The sequence below is a fragment of the Amycolatopsis sp. NBC_01286 genome, assembly GCF_035982555.1.
Lineage (GTDB): Bacteria > Actinomycetota > Actinomycetes > Mycobacteriales > Pseudonocardiaceae > Amycolatopsis.
This window is the reverse complement of sequence record NZ_CP108428.1, coordinates 5,063,388-5,078,339: the sequence shown is the minus strand read 5'-3', so window position 1 is coordinate 5,078,339 and position 14,952 is coordinate 5,063,388. Positions and strand designations below refer to the sequence as shown.

Below are 14,952 nucleotides of genomic sequence, written 5' to 3'. Positions count from 1 at the left end.
AGGAGTCCATGATCAAGGCGGCGGTGGACCACATCGCCTCCGCCGCCTCGCAGGGCGCCCAGGTCGTCTGCCTGCAGGAACTGTTCTACGGCCCCTACTTCTGCCAGGTGCAGGACACCGAGTTCTACTCCTACACCGAGGGCATCCCGGACGGGCCGACGACCAAGCTCATGCAGGAGGTCGCCGAGCGCCACGGCGTGGTGCTGATCGTGCCGATGTACGAGGTCGAGCAGCCCGGCGTGTACTACAACACCGCCGCGGTGATCGACGCCGACGGCACGTACCTCGGCAAGCACCGCAAGAACCACATCCCGCAGGTCAAGGGGTTCTGGGAGAAGTTCTACTTCCGGCCCGGCAACCTGGGCTACCCGGTGTTCGACACCGCCGTGGGCCGCATCGGCGTCTACATCTGCTACGAGCGGCACTTCCCGGAGGGCTGGCGCGCGCTGGGCCTGGCGGGCGCGAAGATCGTGTTCAACCCGTCGGCGACCAGCCGCGGCCTGTCGCAGTACCTGTGGAAGCTGGAGCAGCCGGCGGCCGCGGTGGCGAACGAGTACTTCGTCGGCGCGATCAACCGCGTCGGCGTGGAACCCCTGGGCGAGAACGACTTCTACGGCCAGACGTACTTCGCCGACCCGCGCGGCCAGCTGATCGGCGACGCCGCGTCCGACACCGACGACGAGGTCGTCATCCGCGACCTCGACATGACCCTGGTCGACGAGGTCCGGGACCTGTGGGCGTTCTACCGCGACCGCCGGCCGGACACCTACGGCCCCCTCACGGAGGCCTGATGACCACGCTCATCAAGGGCGGTCAGGTCGTCTCGCCGTCGGGCGCTCTGCCGGCGGACGTGCTGGTCGACGGCGAGACCATCGCCGCCGTCGGCGCGCCCGGCACGCTGTCCGGCGACGAGACGATCGACGCCACCGGCAAGTACGTGCTGCCCGGCGGGATCGACGCGCACACGCACATGGAGATGCCGTTCGGCGGCACGCACTCGGTCGACACGTTCGCCACCGGCACCACGGCGGCGGCCTGGGGCGGCACGACGACGATCATCGACTTCGCCGTGCAGGCCAAGGGCACGTCGCTGCTGTCCACGATGGACAAGTGGCACACCAAGGCCGACGGCAACTGCGCGATCGACTACGGCTTCCACATGATCGTCTCCGACGTCAACGACCAGTCGCTGAAGGAGATGGAAGCCTGCGTCGACGCCGGGGTCGGCAGCTTCAAGATGTTCATGGCCTACCCGGGCGTGTTCTACTCGACCGACGGCGAAATCCTGCTGGCCATGCAGAAAGCGCGTGAAATCGGCGCCACGATCATGATGCACGCCGAGAACGGCATCGCGATCGACCAGCTGGCCGCGCAGGCGGTGGCCGCCGGGAAGACCGACCCGGTGCAGCACGGCCTGACCCGGCCGCCGGAGCTGGAGGGCGAGGCGACGTCACGGGCGATCCAGCTCGCGAAGGTCACCGGCTCGCCGCTCTACATCGTGCACCTCTCGGCGTCGCAAGCGCTTGCGGCTGTGGCGGAAGCACGCAACGAGGGGCAGAACGTCTTCGCCGAGACGTGCCCGCAGTACCTCTACCTGTCCATCGAGGACCTGGCGAAGCCGGACTTCGAGGGCGCGAAGTACGTCGCTTCGCCGCCGCTGCGGGAGAAGTCGCACCAGGCCGACCTGTGGCGCGGGTTGCGGACGAACGACCTGTCCGTGGTGTCGACCGACCACTGCCCGTTCTGCTTCAAGGATCAGAAGGAGCTGGGCCGCGGCGACTTCCGGGCGATCCCGAACGGCATGCCCGGCGTCGAGCACCGGATGGACCTGCTGCACCAGGGCGTCGTCGCGGGTGAGCTGACGCTCGGGCGCTGGGTCGAGACGTGCTCGGCGACGCCGGCGCGGATGTTCGGGCTGTACCCGCGCAAGGGCGTGATCGCCGCGGGTTCGGACGCCGACATCGTCGTCTACGACCCGACGGCGACGCAGACGCTGTCGGCCGAGACGCACCACATGAACGTCGACTACTCGGCGTACGAAGGGTTCGAGCTGACTGGTCGTGTGCACACGGTGCTGTCCCGCGGGCGGGTTGTCGTGTCGCCGGACGGGTTCACCGGGTCGACGTCGCACGGCAAGTTCCTGTCCCGCTCGCTGAACCAGTACCTGAACTAGGAGCGGTCCATGGACTTCGGGATCGTGCTGCAGACGGACCCGCCCGCGCGGGACGTCGTGCGGCTGATGAAGGACGCCGAGGACGCCGGGTTCCGCTACGGCTGGACGTTCGACTCCTGCGTGCTGTGGCAGGAGCCGTTCGTCATCTACTCGGCGATCCTGGCCGCGACGTCGTCGCTGGTGGTCGGGCCGATGGTGACCAGCCCGGGCACCCGCGACTGGTCGGTGATGGCGTCGACGTTCGCCACGCTCAACGACATGTACGGCAACCGGACGGTCTGCGGCATCGGCCGCGGCGACTCCGCGCACCGGGTCGTCGGGAAGCCACCGTCCACTTTGGCCACCGTGCGCGACTGCATGCACGTGGTCAAGGAGCTCGCCGAAGGGCGGGCCGTCGAGATGAACGACACGACCGTGCAGATCCCGTGGATCCGCAACGGCCGGCTGGAAATGTGGATGGCCGGCTACGGGCCGAAGGCGCTGAAGACGGTCGGCGAGCACGCCGACGGCTTCATCCTGCAGTGCGCGGACCCGGCGATCGCGCGCTGGACGATCGGCGCGGTGCGGGACGCGGCGCGCGCCGCCGGGCGTGACCCGGGCGGCATCACGATCTGCGTCGCGGCCCCGGCGTACGTCGGCGACGACCTGGCGCACCAGCGCGAGCAGCTGCGCTGGTTCGGCGGGATGGTCGGCAACCACGTCGCCGATCTCGTCGCGCGCTACGGCTCGTCGGGTGCGGTGCCGAAGGAGCTGACCGACTACATCCGCGAGCGGGAGGGGTACGACTACAGCCACCACGGCAAGGCGGGCAACCCGTCGACGGAGTTCGTCCCGGACGAGATCGTCGACCGCTTCTGCCTGCTGGGCCCGCCTTCGGCGCACGTTTCCCGCCTGCAGGAGCTGGCGGAGCTGGGCGTCGACCAGTTCTCGCTGTACCTGATGCACGACGACCGCGAGTCGACCCTCGCGTCCTACGGGTCGCAGATCATCCCGAAGCTGACCGCCTGAAAGCCGTGAAGGCCTCCTTACCGGCTCTTATGGCCGCGAAGGAGGCCTTCACGGCTTTCGGCGTTCGTAGGGCTTGCCCCACCCCGGTTCCGGGGGTGCGCACCAGCGCGCCCCCGGTCCCGGCGGCGGGACGATCGGGCCCATGAAATCTCCGAAACTCCGTGCTGCGCTGGCTCTGGGGGCCGCCACGCTCGCGGTGGGCGCACTCGCGCCCGCGGCAGAGGCGAGCCCCGCCGGAATCGTCTGGGAAACCTGCCCCACCGGCTCGCCGGGCGGGTACGACTGCGGGCGCCTCGACGTCCCACTGTCCTATCAGGACCCTTCGGCCGGGACGGTGTCGGTGGCGATCGGCCGTCTGCCCGCCACCGACCAGGCCCACAAGCTGGGCACGATCTTCTACAACCCCGGCGGCCCCGGCTCGTCCGGCCGGTTCGCCCCGGCGTTGACGCCTTTCCTGCACACCCGCTACGACATCGTCGGGATCGACCCGCGCGGCGTCGGGGCGAGTGCGAAGATCCACTGCTTCACGGACCCGTCGCAGATCCAGGTGCTGCAACGCGCCCTCGGGACGTTCCCGTTGACGCCGGCCGCCGAGCAGCAGCAGATCGCGGACACCCGGACCGTGACCGACCTGTGCGAGCAGAACGCCGGGCCGCTGGCGAACCACCTGTCCACCGGCACGATCGCCCGCGACCTGGACCGGCTGCGCGCCGCGTTCGGCGAGCCGAAGCTGCGCTACTACGGGAAGTCGTACGGCACGTACATCGGCGAGACGTACGCGAACCTGTTCCCCGGCCGCGTCGGCACGCTGGCCCTGGACGCCGTCGACGACCCGTCGCGCTGGGCGACCGGCGCGGGCCCGATGAGCTACCGCCTGGCGGGCTACGTCGACGGCCCGCGGGCGCTCCAGTCCTTTTTGGACGCCTGCGCCGCGCGCTGCACCTTCGACTACCCCGCCATCCTCGACCGCTTGGCGACCGGCCCGATCACGGTGACGGACACCAACGGTCGCCAGGTCGCCGTCACGTACCAGAGCGCGATCGCCCAGATCCACAATTACTTGACGGACGCCCAGGCGGCCCCGCAGCTGGCGGCGTTCCTCACCGCGCTGGCAGACCCATCGTCGCTCGCCCCGGCGTCCGCCGGCGGCCCCCCGGACGTCGATTCGATGCTGGGCGGCGGCGCAACCCTGTGCTCGGACGCGGCGAACCCACGTGACCCGGCGGTCTGGGCGGGATACGCCCGCGCAGCCGACCGAGTCGGCCGCGGCTTCGGCCCGTACGACGTCTACAAGACGCTGCCGTGCGCAACCTGGGACGTCGCGGACCTAGGCCGCTACACGGGCCCGTGGAACCGCCCGACAGCCCCGATCCTCCTGCTGGCCAACAAGCAGGGCGACCTGGAAACCCCGTACGACGGCGCGCAGCGCACGGAGAAGCTGCTGGCCAACGCCCGCTTGCTGACGCTGGACACGTATGGCCACGGTTCCCGCGGCAAGAGCGCGTGTGTCGACAAGTCGCTGGACACCTACTTCCTGACGGGCGCGGTCCCGGCGCGAGGCGCGGTCTGCGCCCCGGACCAGGGCCCGTTCGGCTGACGCCGGTCGTGAGTGGGAAACAGTGTTAGAACACTGTTTCTCACTCACGACCTGTAACAGACCGGACGGCCGCGGCGACTCTGGCGCTTGATCAGTTCCCGCAGAGATCGGCACCGGCATGGACATCGCGGAGCGCGCGCAAGCACTCGCCCTGAAGATCCGCAAGCACAAGGACGGCATCGAGACCGAAGAGGCGACCAAGAACGCCTTCGTGATGCCGTTCATCAGCACCGTGCTCGGCTACGACGTGTTCAACCCGGCCGAGGTGATCCCCGAGTTCACCGCCGACGTGGGCACCAAGCGGGGCGAGAAGATCGACTACGCGATCGTGCACAACGGGCAGGTGCAGGTCCTCGTCGAGGCGAAGAAGATCAACGACCCGCTCAAGATCGAGCACGCGTCGCAGCTCTTCCGCTACTTCGCCGTCACGAACGCGCGGATCGCCGTGCTGACGAACGGGCAGGTCTACCAGTTCTACACCGACCTCGACGCGCCGAACCGGATGGACGCCAAGCCGTTCCTGGTCATGGACTTCTCGGACATCGACGAGACCCTCCTGCCCGAACTGGCGAAGCTCACGAAGGAGGACTTCGACCTCGACTCGGTCATCAGCGCGGCCGGCGAGCTGAAGTACATCGGGCAGCTGAAGCGCATCCTCGCGGCGCAGTTCAAGGAGCCGGAGGACGAGTGGGTGAAGTTCCTGACGACGCGGGTCTACGAAGGAGCGTTCACCCAGCGCGTGCGCGAGCAGTTCGGCCCGCTGGTGAGCAAGGCGACCCGCCAGTTCCTGAACGAGCAGGTCAACGACCGGCTGAAGAACGCCCTCGGCGGGCCCGACGCCTACGTCAGCGTCTCCACCGGAGCCGGCACCGACACCGCGCCGCAACCCGAACCGCCGGTCGCCGAGAGCCTCGACCGGGAGGACGACCTCGTCACCACCGAGGAAGAGCTGGAGGGCTACCGGGTGGTCCGCGCCATCGTCTGCGGCGAGGTGCCGGCCGCGAGGATCGCCGCCCGCGACACCAAGACCTACTTCGGCGTGCTGCTGGACGACAACAACCGCAAGCCCATCGCCCGGCTGTGGTTCAACCGCTCGAAGAAGTACCTCGGCGTCTTCGACGAGAACAAGGCCGAGACCCGGATCCCGATCACGAGCGTCGAGGAGATCTACACCCACGCCGACCACCTGCGACGAACGGTGGCGCGGTACGTGGCCGCGCCCCCGATCGCCGCCGACGTCGTCGAGGAACCTCAGTCCACGAGTGCTTGATAGACCAGCTGCCGCAGCTGGGGCCGCAGCCGGTAGGTGCTCGACGGCAGCAGCTGTGTGTAGAAGCCCACCGTGATGTCCGCGGCCGGGTCCACCCAGAACGCGGTCGAAGCCGCGCCGCCCCAGGCGAACTCGCCGGCCGACGAGATCGTCCGGGCCTTCACCGGGTCCTCCAGCACCGAGAACCCGAGGCCGAAGCCGTGCCCGTCGAACGGCATTTCCGCGAACAACGGGCGACCGTACGCCTCCAGGTCCACGTGGCCCGGCAGGTGGTTGCTCGACATCAACGACACCGTCCGCGGGGACAGCAACCGGACGTCGTCGAGAACTCCGCCACGCAGCAGCATTTCGGAGAAACGCCAGTAGTCCGTCGCCGACGACACCAGGCCGCCGCCGCCGGAGAGGCACGAGGGGCGGGACGTGCCCAGTGCTCCGAACGCGTCGTTCCGCAAGATCCCGCCGGAAGAAGGGTCCGGCAGGTACATCGCCGCCAGGCGGTCGGTGTCGGTGGTGAAGAAGCCCGTGTCCGTCATGCCCAGCGGGCCGAAGACGCGGGAGGCGAAGAACTCGTCCAGCGACTGGCCCGACACCACCTCGACGACGCGGCCGAGGACGTCCGTCGCGATCGAGTAGTTCCACTCCGCGCCCGGCTGGAACAGCAGCGGCAGCTTCGCCCACTGCTCGGAACACGCGGCTAGGTCCAGGCCCGGCGGGGTGCCCCACTCGAAGCCGGCCGCGCGGTAGATCGCGTCCACCGGGTGGCCGTGGTGGAAGCCGTACGTCAGGCCCGCCGTGTGCGTCAGCAGGTGCCACACCCGGATCGGGGCCGTGGCGGGCTCGGTCAGCGGCTTCAGCGCCGATCCCTTGACGAACACCCGCGGCGACGCGAACTCCGGCAGCCACTGCGAGATCGGGTCGTCCAGCTCCAGGAGACCCTCTTCGGCGAGGATCATCGCGGCGACCGACGTGATCGGCTTGGTCATCGAGAAGATCCGCCAGAGCGTGTCCGGCTCGACCGGCAGCCCGGCCTCGACGTCACGATGGCCGCCGCTGCCGACGTGCACGACCTTGCCGTGCCTGCTCACCACCGCGAGCCAGCCGGGCAACCGTCCATTGTCGACATACCGGGCGAAGTGGTCGTCGATCCGCTTCAGCCGCACCGCGTCGAACCCGGCCTCGGCCGGGTCGACGTCTACCTTCAGCTCACCCATGCAGCGAGGTTACTTCTCCCGCGCGCGCTCGGCCGCTTTCTCCTCGCGCCAGGCTTCGTCGTCCTTGCCGACGCGCCAGTAGCCGGAGATCGACAGCAGCTCGCGCCGCACGCCCCGCTCGTCGAGCAGGTACCGGCGCAGGTCGCGGACGAAACCCGCCTCACCGTGCACGAACGCCTGCACGACGCCCTCACGCCACGGCAGCGCCTTCACCGCCGCGGTGACGTCGCCACCCGACGCGCGGTGCAGCCAGGTGATCTGCGCGTCCGCCTTCGTGACCAGCGCCTGCTCCTCACTCGCGTCCTCGACCAGGATCACGGCGTGCGCCGGGACGCCGGCCGGGAGCGCCTCGAGCGACGCCGCGATGGCCGGCAGCGCGCTCTCGTCGCCGGCCAGCAGGTGCCAGCCGGCGTCGGCGCCCGGCGCGTACGCGCCACCCGGGCCGGACAGCAGCAGCTCGTCACCCGGCTGCGCCGAGGCCGCCCACGGGCCGGCGATGCCTTCGTCACCGTGGTGCACGAAGTCGAAGACCAGCTCGCCGGCCTGCGGGTCGAACGCCCGGACCGTGTAGGACCGCATCCGCGGCCACTGCTCGCGCGGGAGCGTGGCCCGGATCTCCTGCACGTCGAACGGCTCCGGGTACACGACCCCGGGCACCTTGAACAGGACCTTCACGTAGGCGTCCGTGAAGGCGTTGGGCGCGAAATCGGCGATGCCGTCCCCGCCCGCGACGATCCGGATCATGTGCGGGGTGAGCCGCTCGGTGCGCAGCACACGCAGCTTCACCGCGGGCCGTCCGGACCGCCGGGGTGCTTCGGCCATCGGCCAACTCCTCGCTCAGGTACTAAGGCTTACCTAAGTCACCCTACGCGCCGGATCGCGCCCCCGGCTACTCCGGGCCGCACAGCTCCCGCAGCAACCCGGCGAATCCGGCAGCCACCTTTTCGCGGTACCCCAGGAAGAACCGGTTGGCCGGCGGCACGCCCCACCGGCCCCATTCGGCGGCGTTGACCACCCGGTGCTCGACCCGGCTCCCGGCCGGATCGGCGGTCACGCGGTACTCGCCGCGGTACCACCAGCCGCCCTGCACGGCGACGAAACCGCGGTCCGCGTCGACGTCCATGCGCATCGGGTGACCGCCCGCGGTCAGCCACCCGCGCAGCCGTTCGAACACCTCGTCCGGCGGCCGCGGAACCACCCCGGCCGCCTCCGCAAGCGTTTTCACCCGCGCGGATCCGAGACGCGGGTGTTCTGGAACGCCGTGATCAGCCATTCGCCGTCCTCCCGGACCAGCGCGAAACCGACGGTGGATTCGCGGCCGGCGTCGGCGGTCTCGCCGCCGGCGAGCGAGGAGCCGCCGCCCACCACGGCGATGGCGACGTCCGGCCGGACGAACCGCACCTTGGTCTCGGCGCCGAGGTTCCCGGTCAGCTTCGAGCCCTTCAACGGCCCTTCGAAGAGCGCGCGGTGCCCGCTCTCGATCGCGGCCCGGCCGGGCATGTTCAGCCCGAAGAAGGTGATGTAGTCCGCGTCTTCGGTGAAGAGCCGGCCGTACGCGGTGGCGTCGCCGTCGTTCCAGGCCTGCGTGAGCCGGTCGAGCACGGCGCGGACGTCGGCTTCGGCGGTGGTCGTGGTCATGAGAGATCCCCTTCGCGAACGCTGTTCGTGTTACGAACACCGTTCTACATACGAACGCCGTTCGCGTCAAGTACAGTGTTCGTTACGTTCGTGAACAGGACCTGGAGGTGCTCGTTGACCGTTCCCCCGCCGCCGTGGCGTCGCGCCCCGCGCCGCCGCGCCGCGAAACCCGCGCTCTCGCAGGAGCTCGTCGTCAAGACGGCGCTGGAGATCCTGGCGAAGGAGGGCTTCGACGCGGTGACGATGCGCCGGGTCGCGCAGGAGCTGGAGACGGGACCCGCGTCGCTCTACGCGCACGTGTCGAACAAGGACGAGCTGGCGGAGCTGATGCTCGACGCCGTCCTGGGCGACCTGCCGCTGCCGGAGCCCGACCCGGCCCGCTGGGACGAGCAGGTGAAGGAGCTGGTCGGGGCGCAGATCCGGGCGATGGTCGCGCACCCGGGCATCGCCCGGGTGGCGTGGAACATCGCCGTGCCGGTCAACCCCAGCTCACTGCACCAGGGCGAGGCGATGCTCGCGCTGCTGCGCGCGGGCGGGCTCGACCTCAAGCAGGCGAGCTTCGCGGGCGACGCGCTTTCGCTCTACGCCAAGGCGTACGCCTACGAGGCGAGCGGCTGGACGTGGGGCGAGATCGACGCCGACGACGTCTCCGAGCGGGGGAAGCAGATGCTGGCCTACATGCGGTCGCTGCCCGCGGACGCGTTCCCGAACATGCTGCTCATGGGCGAGTTCTTCACCGAGGAGACCGCGGCCGAGCGGCTGGAGTTCGCGCTCGACGTGTTCCTGGCCGGGGTGAAGGTGGTCGCGGCCAGGAACACGTGAGCGTCAGGGGACCAGGACGATCTTGCCGCGCGTGTGGCGCTGCTCCAGCTCGAGGTAGGCGTGCTGCACCTCGTCGAGCGGGTACACGCTCGCGATCGGCACCTCCAGCAGGCCCTTGGCGATCAGCGTCGCCAGCTCGCGCAGGACGTCCGCCGACGACGCGGCGGCGCTGCCCTCGGCCTTCACGTTGTACTTCTCGGCCGCGGCGAAGTCGATGATCGTGTCGATCCGGCCCGCGTAGACGCCGAGGCGCAGCGCGAGGTCGACGTAGCCGGAGCCGTAGGTGTCGACGAACGCCTGGACGCCGTTCGGCGCCGCGGCCTTGATCCGGTCTTCGACGCCCTCGCCGTACGCGACCGGGACGACGTCGAGCTTGCGCAGCCACGCGTGGTTCGCTTCGCTCGCGAGGCCGATCACCGTGGCTCCGGACAGCTTCGCGAGCTGGACGGCCAGCGAGCCGACCCCGCCCGCGGCCCCCGAGACGACGACCGTCTCGCCTTCGCGCGGGTACACCGCGCGCACCGCGGCGTACGCGGTGGCACCGGCGACGAACAGCGAACCGGCCGCTTCCCAGGACACGCCGTCGGGGCGCGGCGTCAGGTTCTCCGCCGGCGCCACGACGAACTCCGCCTGGCTGGACCGGGTCTCGACGAAGCCGATGACCTCGTCGCCGACCTCGATCTCCTCGACGCCTTCGCCGAGTTCGGCGACGACGCCCGCGAAGTCGCTGCCCTGGCCCGAAGGGAAGGTCGCCGGCCAGCGGTCGTGCAGCAGACCGCGTCTGATCGAGCTCTCCCCGGGGTTGATCCCGGCGGCGCGGACCTCGACGAGCACCTGGCCCGGTCCGGGCGCGGGCCGCGGGACGTCTTCCACCCGCAGGACGTCCGCTTCGCCGTACTCGCCGAACCTGATCGCGCGCGCCATGGGCCCTCCTCGAACGTCGTTGCTTGATGCAAGTAACGACGTGCGCCGGAGATTTATGCCCGGGACGGCCTCATCCCGCAAGCCGGCGGACGACACCGTCGGCCAGCAGGCGGCCGCGGTCGGTCAGCACCGCGCGGCCGCGGGAGTCCAATGCGGACGGATCGAGCAGCCCTTCGGCCGCCGCCGCGCGGGCCTCCGCCAGGCCCGGCTCGTCCAGCACGTCCAGCGGCAGTCCTTCGGCGACGCGCAGCTCGAGCATGATCCGTTCGAGGTGCTGGTCGTCGTCGGTGAGCACCTCGCGCCCGCCCGCGGGCGAGTCGCCGGCGGCGAGCAGCGACGTGTAGCGCGCCGGGTGCTTGACGTTCCACCAGCGCACCCCGCCGACGTGGCTGTGCGCGCCCGGCCCGGCGCCCCACCAGTCGTCACCGCGCCAGTAGGCGAGGTTGTGGCGGCAGCGGGCGGCGTCGGTGGCCGCCCAGTTCGACACCTCGTACCAGCTCAGGCCGGCCGCCGACAGCGTCGCGTCGATCATCTCGTAGTCCGCGGCCAGCACGTCGTCGTCCGGGGCGGGCAGCTCACCGCGGCGGACGCGGCGGGCCAGCGCCGTGCCCTCCTCGACGATCAGCGCGTACGCCGAGACGTGGTCGACCCCGGCGGCCAGCACGGCCTCCAGCGTCGCCTGCAGGTCTTCGCGGCGCTCGCCCGGCGTGCCGTAGATCACGTCCAGGTTCACGTGCTCGAACCCGGCCGCGCGCGCTTCCGCGGCGGCCTTCCCCGGCCGGCCGGGCGTGTGCACGCGGTCGAGGATCTTGAGCACGTGCCGGGCCGCGGACTGCATGCCCAGCGACACCCGCGTGTACCCGGCCTCGCGGATCCCGGCGAAGAACTCCGGCGACGTCGACTCCGGGTTCGACTCGGTGGTGACCTCGGCGCCGGGCGCGAGGCCGAAGACGTCGCGGACGGCGTCGAGCACCGACCGCAGCCCGTCGGCGCCGAGCAGCGACGGCGTGCCGCCCCCGACGAAGACCGTCTCCGCGGCGGGCGGCACGACCAGCACCTTCGCGGCCAGCTCCAGCTCCCGGCGCAGCCCTTCCAGCCACGACTGCGGGGACGAGCCGGAGTCCAGCTCGCCCGCGGTGTAGGTGTTGAAGTCGCAGTAGCCGCAGCGGGTCGCGCAGAACGGGACGTGCACGTAGACGCCGAACGCTCTGCTGCCGAGACCCTTCAGCGCGCTTTCCGGCAGGGCCGGGTCGATCGGTGTGGCGGGGTCGGGACGCAGGTCAGGCACCCTCCGATTGTCCACCCCGCCTCGGCCGGACCCCAGCCGAGGGCCCGTTCGGGTCAACACCGCTCACCGCGCCGCCGCCCGCGCCGAGCCGGACGAGAGCCACTGCGCTGTCCGGCCCCGACCGACCCGGCCGTCGAGCGGTTGACACCGACTGCGGCGGGCCCGGCGCCTCCCAGGCGCAGGTCGCGGGTCCGCCGGGCGGCGCATTCTCGCTGGTTAGTGACCCTTCTCCCACCATCCGGACAGGCCTGGACCACATTGTGGACGCGTGGCACGCTGAGCGGGTGACTTCTGCCGGTGTTCTCCTCGTGGCACGCCGCCACGTCGACCTCCTGCGGGTCGCCAGTGCCCTCTGCGTGCCCGTTCGCTGACTGCGTCGCCACCACTGCCACGAAATCTGGACAGCGGCGCCGGAGGGAAGGTGTTTTCGCGTCCCCCGGTGCCACGAAAGCCTCTCGGAGGACGCCCCCATGGCCTCGCCAACGCGTGATACCCCCGCCCGCCCCGCGCGCGTCAAGCAGACGCGCGGCGAAGGGCAGTGGGCGCTCGGTTACCGGGAGCCGCTGAACCCGAACGAGCGGTCCAAGAAGGACGACAACCCGCTCAACGTGCGCGCGCGGATCGAGAACATCTACGCCCACCGCGGGTTCGACGCCATCGACCCCGGCGACCTGCGCGGCCGGTTCCGCTGGTTCGGCCTCTACACCCAGCGCAAGCCCGGCATCGACGGCGGCCGCACCGCGACGCTGGAGCCGGAGGAGCTGGACGACCGCTACTTCATGCTGCGCGTCCGGCTCGACGGCGGCGCGCTGACCACCGAGCAGCTCGCCGTGCTCGGCGAGATCTCCCAGACCCACGCGCGCGGCACCGCCGACATCACCGACCGGCAGAACATCCAGTACCACTGGATCCGGATCGAAGACGTGCCGACGATCTGGGACAAGCTCGAGAAGTCCGGCATGACCACGATGGAGGCCTGCGGCGACAGCCCGCGCGTCATCCTCGGCTCCCCCGTCGCGGGCATCGCGGCGGACGAGGTCATCGACGGCACGCCGGCGATCGAGGAGATCAAGCGCCGCTACATCGGCGACCCGGCCTACTCGAACCTGCCGCGCAAGTTCAAGACCGCCATCTCCGGCCAGTCCGACGTCGCGCACGAGATCCACGACATCGCGTTCGTCGGCGTGAACCACCCCGAGCACGGCCCCGGCTTCGACCTCTGGGTCGGCGGCGGCCTGTCCACCAACCCGATGATCGGGCAGCGCCTCGGCGCGTGGGTGCCGCGCGACGAGATCCCGGACGTCTGGGAGGGCGTCATCTCGCTCTTCCGCGACTACGGCTACCGGCGGCTGCGCGCCCGTGCCCGGATCAAGTTCCTGGTCAAGGACTGGGGTGCCGAGAAGTTCCGCCAGGTGCTGCAGGACGAGTACCTCAAGCGTGAGCTGATCGACGGCCCGGCACCGGAGACCCCCGCGGCCCCGATCGACCACGTCGGGGTGCACCCGCAGGTCGACGGCAAGTTCTACGTCGGCGCGGCGCCGATCGCCGGGCGCGTCTCCGGTGACACGCTCGTCGCCGTCGCCGAAGCCGCCGAGCGGGCCGGGTCGAACCGGGTCCGGCTCACCCCGCAGCAGAAGCTCGTCGTGCTCGACGTCCCCGAGGCGCAGGTCCCGGCGCTGCAGGCGGCGCTGGTGGAGCTGGGTCTCGACAGCAACCCGTCGCCGTGGCGGCGCGGGGTGATGGCCTGCACCGGGCTGGAGTTCTGCAAGCTCGCCATCGTCGAGACGAAGGCCCGGGCGCAGCAGCTGGTCACGGACCTGGAGAAGTCCCTCGCGGACATCCAGGCCGAGCTGGACACCCCGGTCAGCGTGCACCTCAACGGCTGCCCCAACTCCTGCGCGCGGATCCAGACCGCGGACATCGGCCTCAAGGGCCAGATCGTCACCGACGCCGACGGCAACCAGGTCGAGGGCTTCCAGGTGCACCTCGGCGGCGGCCTCGGCCTCGACGCCGGGTTCGGCCGGAAGCTGCGCGGGCACAAGGTGACCGCGTCGGAGCTGACCGGGTACGTCGAACGCGTCGTGCGCGCCTACGTCGCCGGGCGCAAACCCGGCGAGCGGTTCCCGCAGTGGGCGGCGCGGGCCGAAGAGAGCGTTTTGCAGTGACGAGCACCGAACGCGCAGCGCCGTACTACTGCCCGTACTGCGGCGACGAGGACCTGCGCCCGGAAGAGAACGGCGGCTGGCTGTGTTCCGCTTGTCGCCGGGTCTTCTCGGTGAAGTTCCTCGGACTGTCCCTCCCGGAGGTGTCCCGATGACCGCCACAGCCGACTACAAGACCCTCGCCGAACGCGCTTCGAAGGAGCTGGCGGACGCGACCGCGGACGAGGCGATCCGCTGGACCGTCGACACGTTCGGCGACGACTTCATCGTCGCGTCCAACATGCAGGACGCCGTGCTGATCGACCTCGCCACGAAGGCGAAGTCCGATGTGGACGTTCTGTTCCTGGAGACCGGGTACCACTTCGCCGAGACGATCGGCACCCGCGACGCGGTGCAGGCCGTCTACCCGAACGTCAAGATCGTCAACGCGCAGGCCGAGCAGAGCGTCGCCGAGCAGGACGCCGAATACGGCGAGAAGCTGCACGACCGCGATCCGACGCTGTGCTGCAACCTGCGCAAGGTCGTGCCGCTGCGGAAGACCCTCGGCAACTACTCGGCGTGGATCACCGGCGTCCGCCGGGTCGACGCGCCGACCCGCGCGAACACCCCGATCGTCACCTGGGACGACCGCAACGGCCTGGTGAAGATCAACCCGATCGCGGCCTGGACCGACGACGAGTTCAACGGCTACATCGCCGAGCACGGGATCCTCGAGAACCCGCTGGTCTCGATCGGCTACCTCTCGATCGGCTGCGCGCCCTGCACGGCCAGGGTCGAGCCGGGCCAGGACGCCCGCAGCGGCCGCTGGGCGGGCCAGTCGAAGACCGAGTGCGGACTGCACGGTTGAGGAAAGGGACGC

Annotated in this window: 16 protein-coding genes; 10 read left to right on the top strand and 6 right to left on the bottom strand. The window is 70.5% G+C overall.

Features of this window, described 5'->3' with window-relative positions:
- The first annotated feature begins 8 nt into the window (after positions 1–8).
- The 5 genes from OG570_RS24275 to OG570_RS24255 all read left to right on the top strand — a co-directional run bounded on the left by OG570_RS24275 (position 9) and on the right by OG570_RS24255 (position 6,048).
- Positions 9–791, top strand: coding sequence for a nitrilase-related carbon-nitrogen hydrolase (locus OG570_RS24275; protein ID WP_326951613.1), 783 nt, complete (start codon positions 9–11; stop codon positions 789–791).
- Complete coding sequence (hydA, locus tag OG570_RS24270) at positions 791–2,173, top strand: dihydropyrimidinase (RefSeq protein WP_326959492.1); 1,383 nt, start codon at positions 791–793, stop codon at positions 2,171–2,173. The genes OG570_RS24275 and hydA overlap by 1 nt, the downstream gene beginning before the upstream one ends.
- Positions 2,174–2,182: 9 nt before the next feature.
- Positions 2,183–3,181 (top strand): TIGR03842 family LLM class F420-dependent oxidoreductase, encoded by a 999-nt coding sequence (locus tag OG570_RS24265; protein ID WP_326959490.1) that lies wholly within the window; start codon positions 2,183–2,185, stop codon positions 3,179–3,181.
- Positions 3,182–3,323: 142 nt separating this feature from the next.
- Complete coding sequence (locus tag OG570_RS24260; RefSeq protein ID WP_326959488.1) at positions 3,324–4,778, top strand: alpha/beta hydrolase; 1,455 nt, start codon at positions 3,324–3,326, stop codon at positions 4,776–4,778.
- A 118-nt stretch (positions 4,779–4,896) separates the two neighbouring features.
- Positions 4,897–6,048, top strand: coding sequence for a type I restriction endonuclease (locus OG570_RS24255; RefSeq protein WP_326959486.1), 1,152 nt, complete (start codon positions 4,897–4,899; stop codon positions 6,046–6,048).
- On the opposite strand, the gene OG570_RS24250 is transcribed toward OG570_RS24255, so the two are convergent.
- The 4 genes from OG570_RS24250 to OG570_RS24235 all read right to left on the bottom strand — a co-directional run bounded on the left by OG570_RS24250 (position 6,030) and on the right by OG570_RS24235 (position 8,897).
- Positions 6,030–7,259, bottom strand: a complete 1,230-nt coding sequence (locus tag OG570_RS24250; protein WP_326959484.1) for a serine hydrolase domain-containing protein — start codon at positions 7,257–7,259, stop codon at positions 6,030–6,032. The genes OG570_RS24255 and OG570_RS24250 overlap by 19 nt on opposite strands.
- A gap of 9 nt (positions 7,260–7,268) precedes the next feature.
- Positions 7,269–8,081 carry a siderophore-interacting protein gene (locus OG570_RS24245; RefSeq protein WP_326943293.1) on the bottom strand — a complete coding sequence of 271 codons (813 nt, stop codon included), beginning with the start codon at positions 8,079–8,081 and terminating at the stop codon, positions 7,269–7,271.
- Positions 8,082–8,148: 67 nt separating this feature from the next.
- The gene (locus OG570_RS24240) at positions 8,149–8,484 is read right to left on the bottom strand and encodes a hypothetical protein (RefSeq protein WP_326959482.1); all 336 of its coding nucleotides are present in this window, start codon (positions 8,482–8,484) and stop codon (positions 8,149–8,151) included.
- Positions 8,481–8,897: an SgcJ/EcaC family oxidoreductase gene (locus OG570_RS24235; protein ID WP_326943295.1), complete on the bottom strand. Its 417-nt coding sequence runs from the start codon at positions 8,895–8,897 to the stop codon at positions 8,481–8,483. The genes OG570_RS24240 and OG570_RS24235 overlap by 4 nt, the downstream gene beginning before the upstream one ends.
- 114 nt (positions 8,898–9,011) lie before the next feature.
- Between OG570_RS24235 and OG570_RS24230 the strand changes: the two genes are divergently transcribed.
- Complete coding sequence (locus tag OG570_RS24230; protein WP_326959480.1) at positions 9,012–9,719, top strand: TetR/AcrR family transcriptional regulator; 708 nt, start codon at positions 9,012–9,014, stop codon at positions 9,717–9,719.
- 3 nt (positions 9,720–9,722) lie between these two features.
- Here the strand turns inward: OG570_RS24230 and OG570_RS24225 are convergent, their stop codons facing one another.
- Together OG570_RS24225 and hemW are read right to left on the bottom strand one after the other, a co-directional pair.
- The gene (locus OG570_RS24225) at positions 9,723–10,643 is read right to left on the bottom strand and encodes an NADP-dependent oxidoreductase (RefSeq protein WP_326959478.1); all 921 of its coding nucleotides are present in this window, start codon (positions 10,641–10,643) and stop codon (positions 9,723–9,725) included.
- 70 nt (positions 10,644–10,713) lie between these two features.
- Positions 10,714–11,946: a radical SAM family heme chaperone HemW gene (hemW, locus tag OG570_RS24220; RefSeq protein WP_442788304.1), complete on the bottom strand. Its 1,233-nt coding sequence runs from the start codon at positions 11,944–11,946 to the stop codon at positions 10,714–10,716.
- On the opposite strand from hemW, the gene OG570_RS48325 reads away from it, so the two are divergent.
- The 4 genes from OG570_RS48325 (at position 11,901) to OG570_RS24205 (ending at position 14,940) form a co-directional block, all read left to right on the top strand.
- Positions 11,901–12,302: a putative leader peptide gene (locus tag OG570_RS48325; RefSeq protein WP_442788303.1), complete on the top strand. Its 402-nt coding sequence runs from the start codon at positions 11,901–11,903 to the stop codon at positions 12,300–12,302. The two genes, hemW and OG570_RS48325, sit on opposite strands and share 46 nt — an antisense overlap.
- Positions 12,303–12,401: 99 nt before the next feature.
- Complete coding sequence (locus OG570_RS24215) at positions 12,402–14,096, top strand: nitrite/sulfite reductase (protein WP_326959476.1); 1,695 nt, start codon at positions 12,402–12,404, stop codon at positions 14,094–14,096.
- Complete coding sequence (locus tag OG570_RS24210) at positions 14,093–14,248, top strand: Insertion element protein (protein ID WP_247055118.1); 156 nt, start codon at positions 14,093–14,095, stop codon at positions 14,246–14,248. Before OG570_RS24215 ends, OG570_RS24210 begins: the two co-directional genes overlap by 4 nt.
- Positions 14,245–14,940 carry a phosphoadenylyl-sulfate reductase gene (locus OG570_RS24205; RefSeq protein ID WP_326943300.1) on the top strand — a complete coding sequence of 232 codons (696 nt, stop codon included), beginning with the start codon at positions 14,245–14,247 and terminating at the stop codon, positions 14,938–14,940. Before OG570_RS24210 ends, OG570_RS24205 begins: the two co-directional genes overlap by 4 nt.
- Positions 14,941–14,952: the final 12 nt, after the last annotated feature.

What these genes read in the sequence shown, in the direction of transcription:
- OG570_RS24250 (WP_326959484.1), bottom strand. Translation starts at nt 7,259, where the DNA reads ATGGGTGAGCTGAAGGTAGACGTCGACCCGGCCGAGGCCGGGTTCGAC.
- OG570_RS24225 (WP_326959478.1), bottom strand. Translation starts at nt 10,643, where the DNA reads ATGGCGCGCGCGATCAGGTTCGGCGAGTACGGCGAAGCGGACGTCCTG.
- OG570_RS24205 (WP_326943300.1), top strand. Translation starts at nt 14,245, where the DNA reads ATGACCGCCACAGCCGACTACAAGACCCTCGCCGAACGCGCTTCGAAG.
- OG570_RS24245 (WP_326943293.1), bottom strand. Translation starts at nt 8,081, where the DNA reads ATGGCCGAAGCACCCCGGCGGTCCGGACGGCCCGCGGTGAAGCTGCGT.
- OG570_RS24275 (WP_326951613.1), top strand. Translation starts at nt 9, where the DNA reads ATGATCAAGGCGGCGGTGGACCACATCGCCTCCGCCGCCTCGCAGGGC.
- OG570_RS24260 (WP_326959488.1), top strand. Translation starts at nt 3,324, where the DNA reads ATGAAATCTCCGAAACTCCGTGCTGCGCTGGCTCTGGGGGCCGCCACG.
- OG570_RS24265 (WP_326959490.1), top strand. Translation starts at nt 2,183, where the DNA reads ATGGACTTCGGGATCGTGCTGCAGACGGACCCGCCCGCGCGGGACGTC.
- OG570_RS24235 (WP_326943295.1), bottom strand. Translation starts at nt 8,897, where the DNA reads ATGACCACGACCACCGCCGAAGCCGACGTCCGCGCCGTGCTCGACCGG.
- OG570_RS24255 (WP_326959486.1), top strand. Translation starts at nt 4,897, where the DNA reads ATGGACATCGCGGAGCGCGCGCAAGCACTCGCCCTGAAGATCCGCAAG.
- hydA (WP_326959492.1), top strand. Translation starts at nt 791, where the DNA reads ATGACCACGCTCATCAAGGGCGGTCAGGTCGTCTCGCCGTCGGGCGCT.
- OG570_RS24215 (WP_326959476.1), top strand. Translation starts at nt 12,402, where the DNA reads ATGGCCTCGCCAACGCGTGATACCCCCGCCCGCCCCGCGCGCGTCAAG.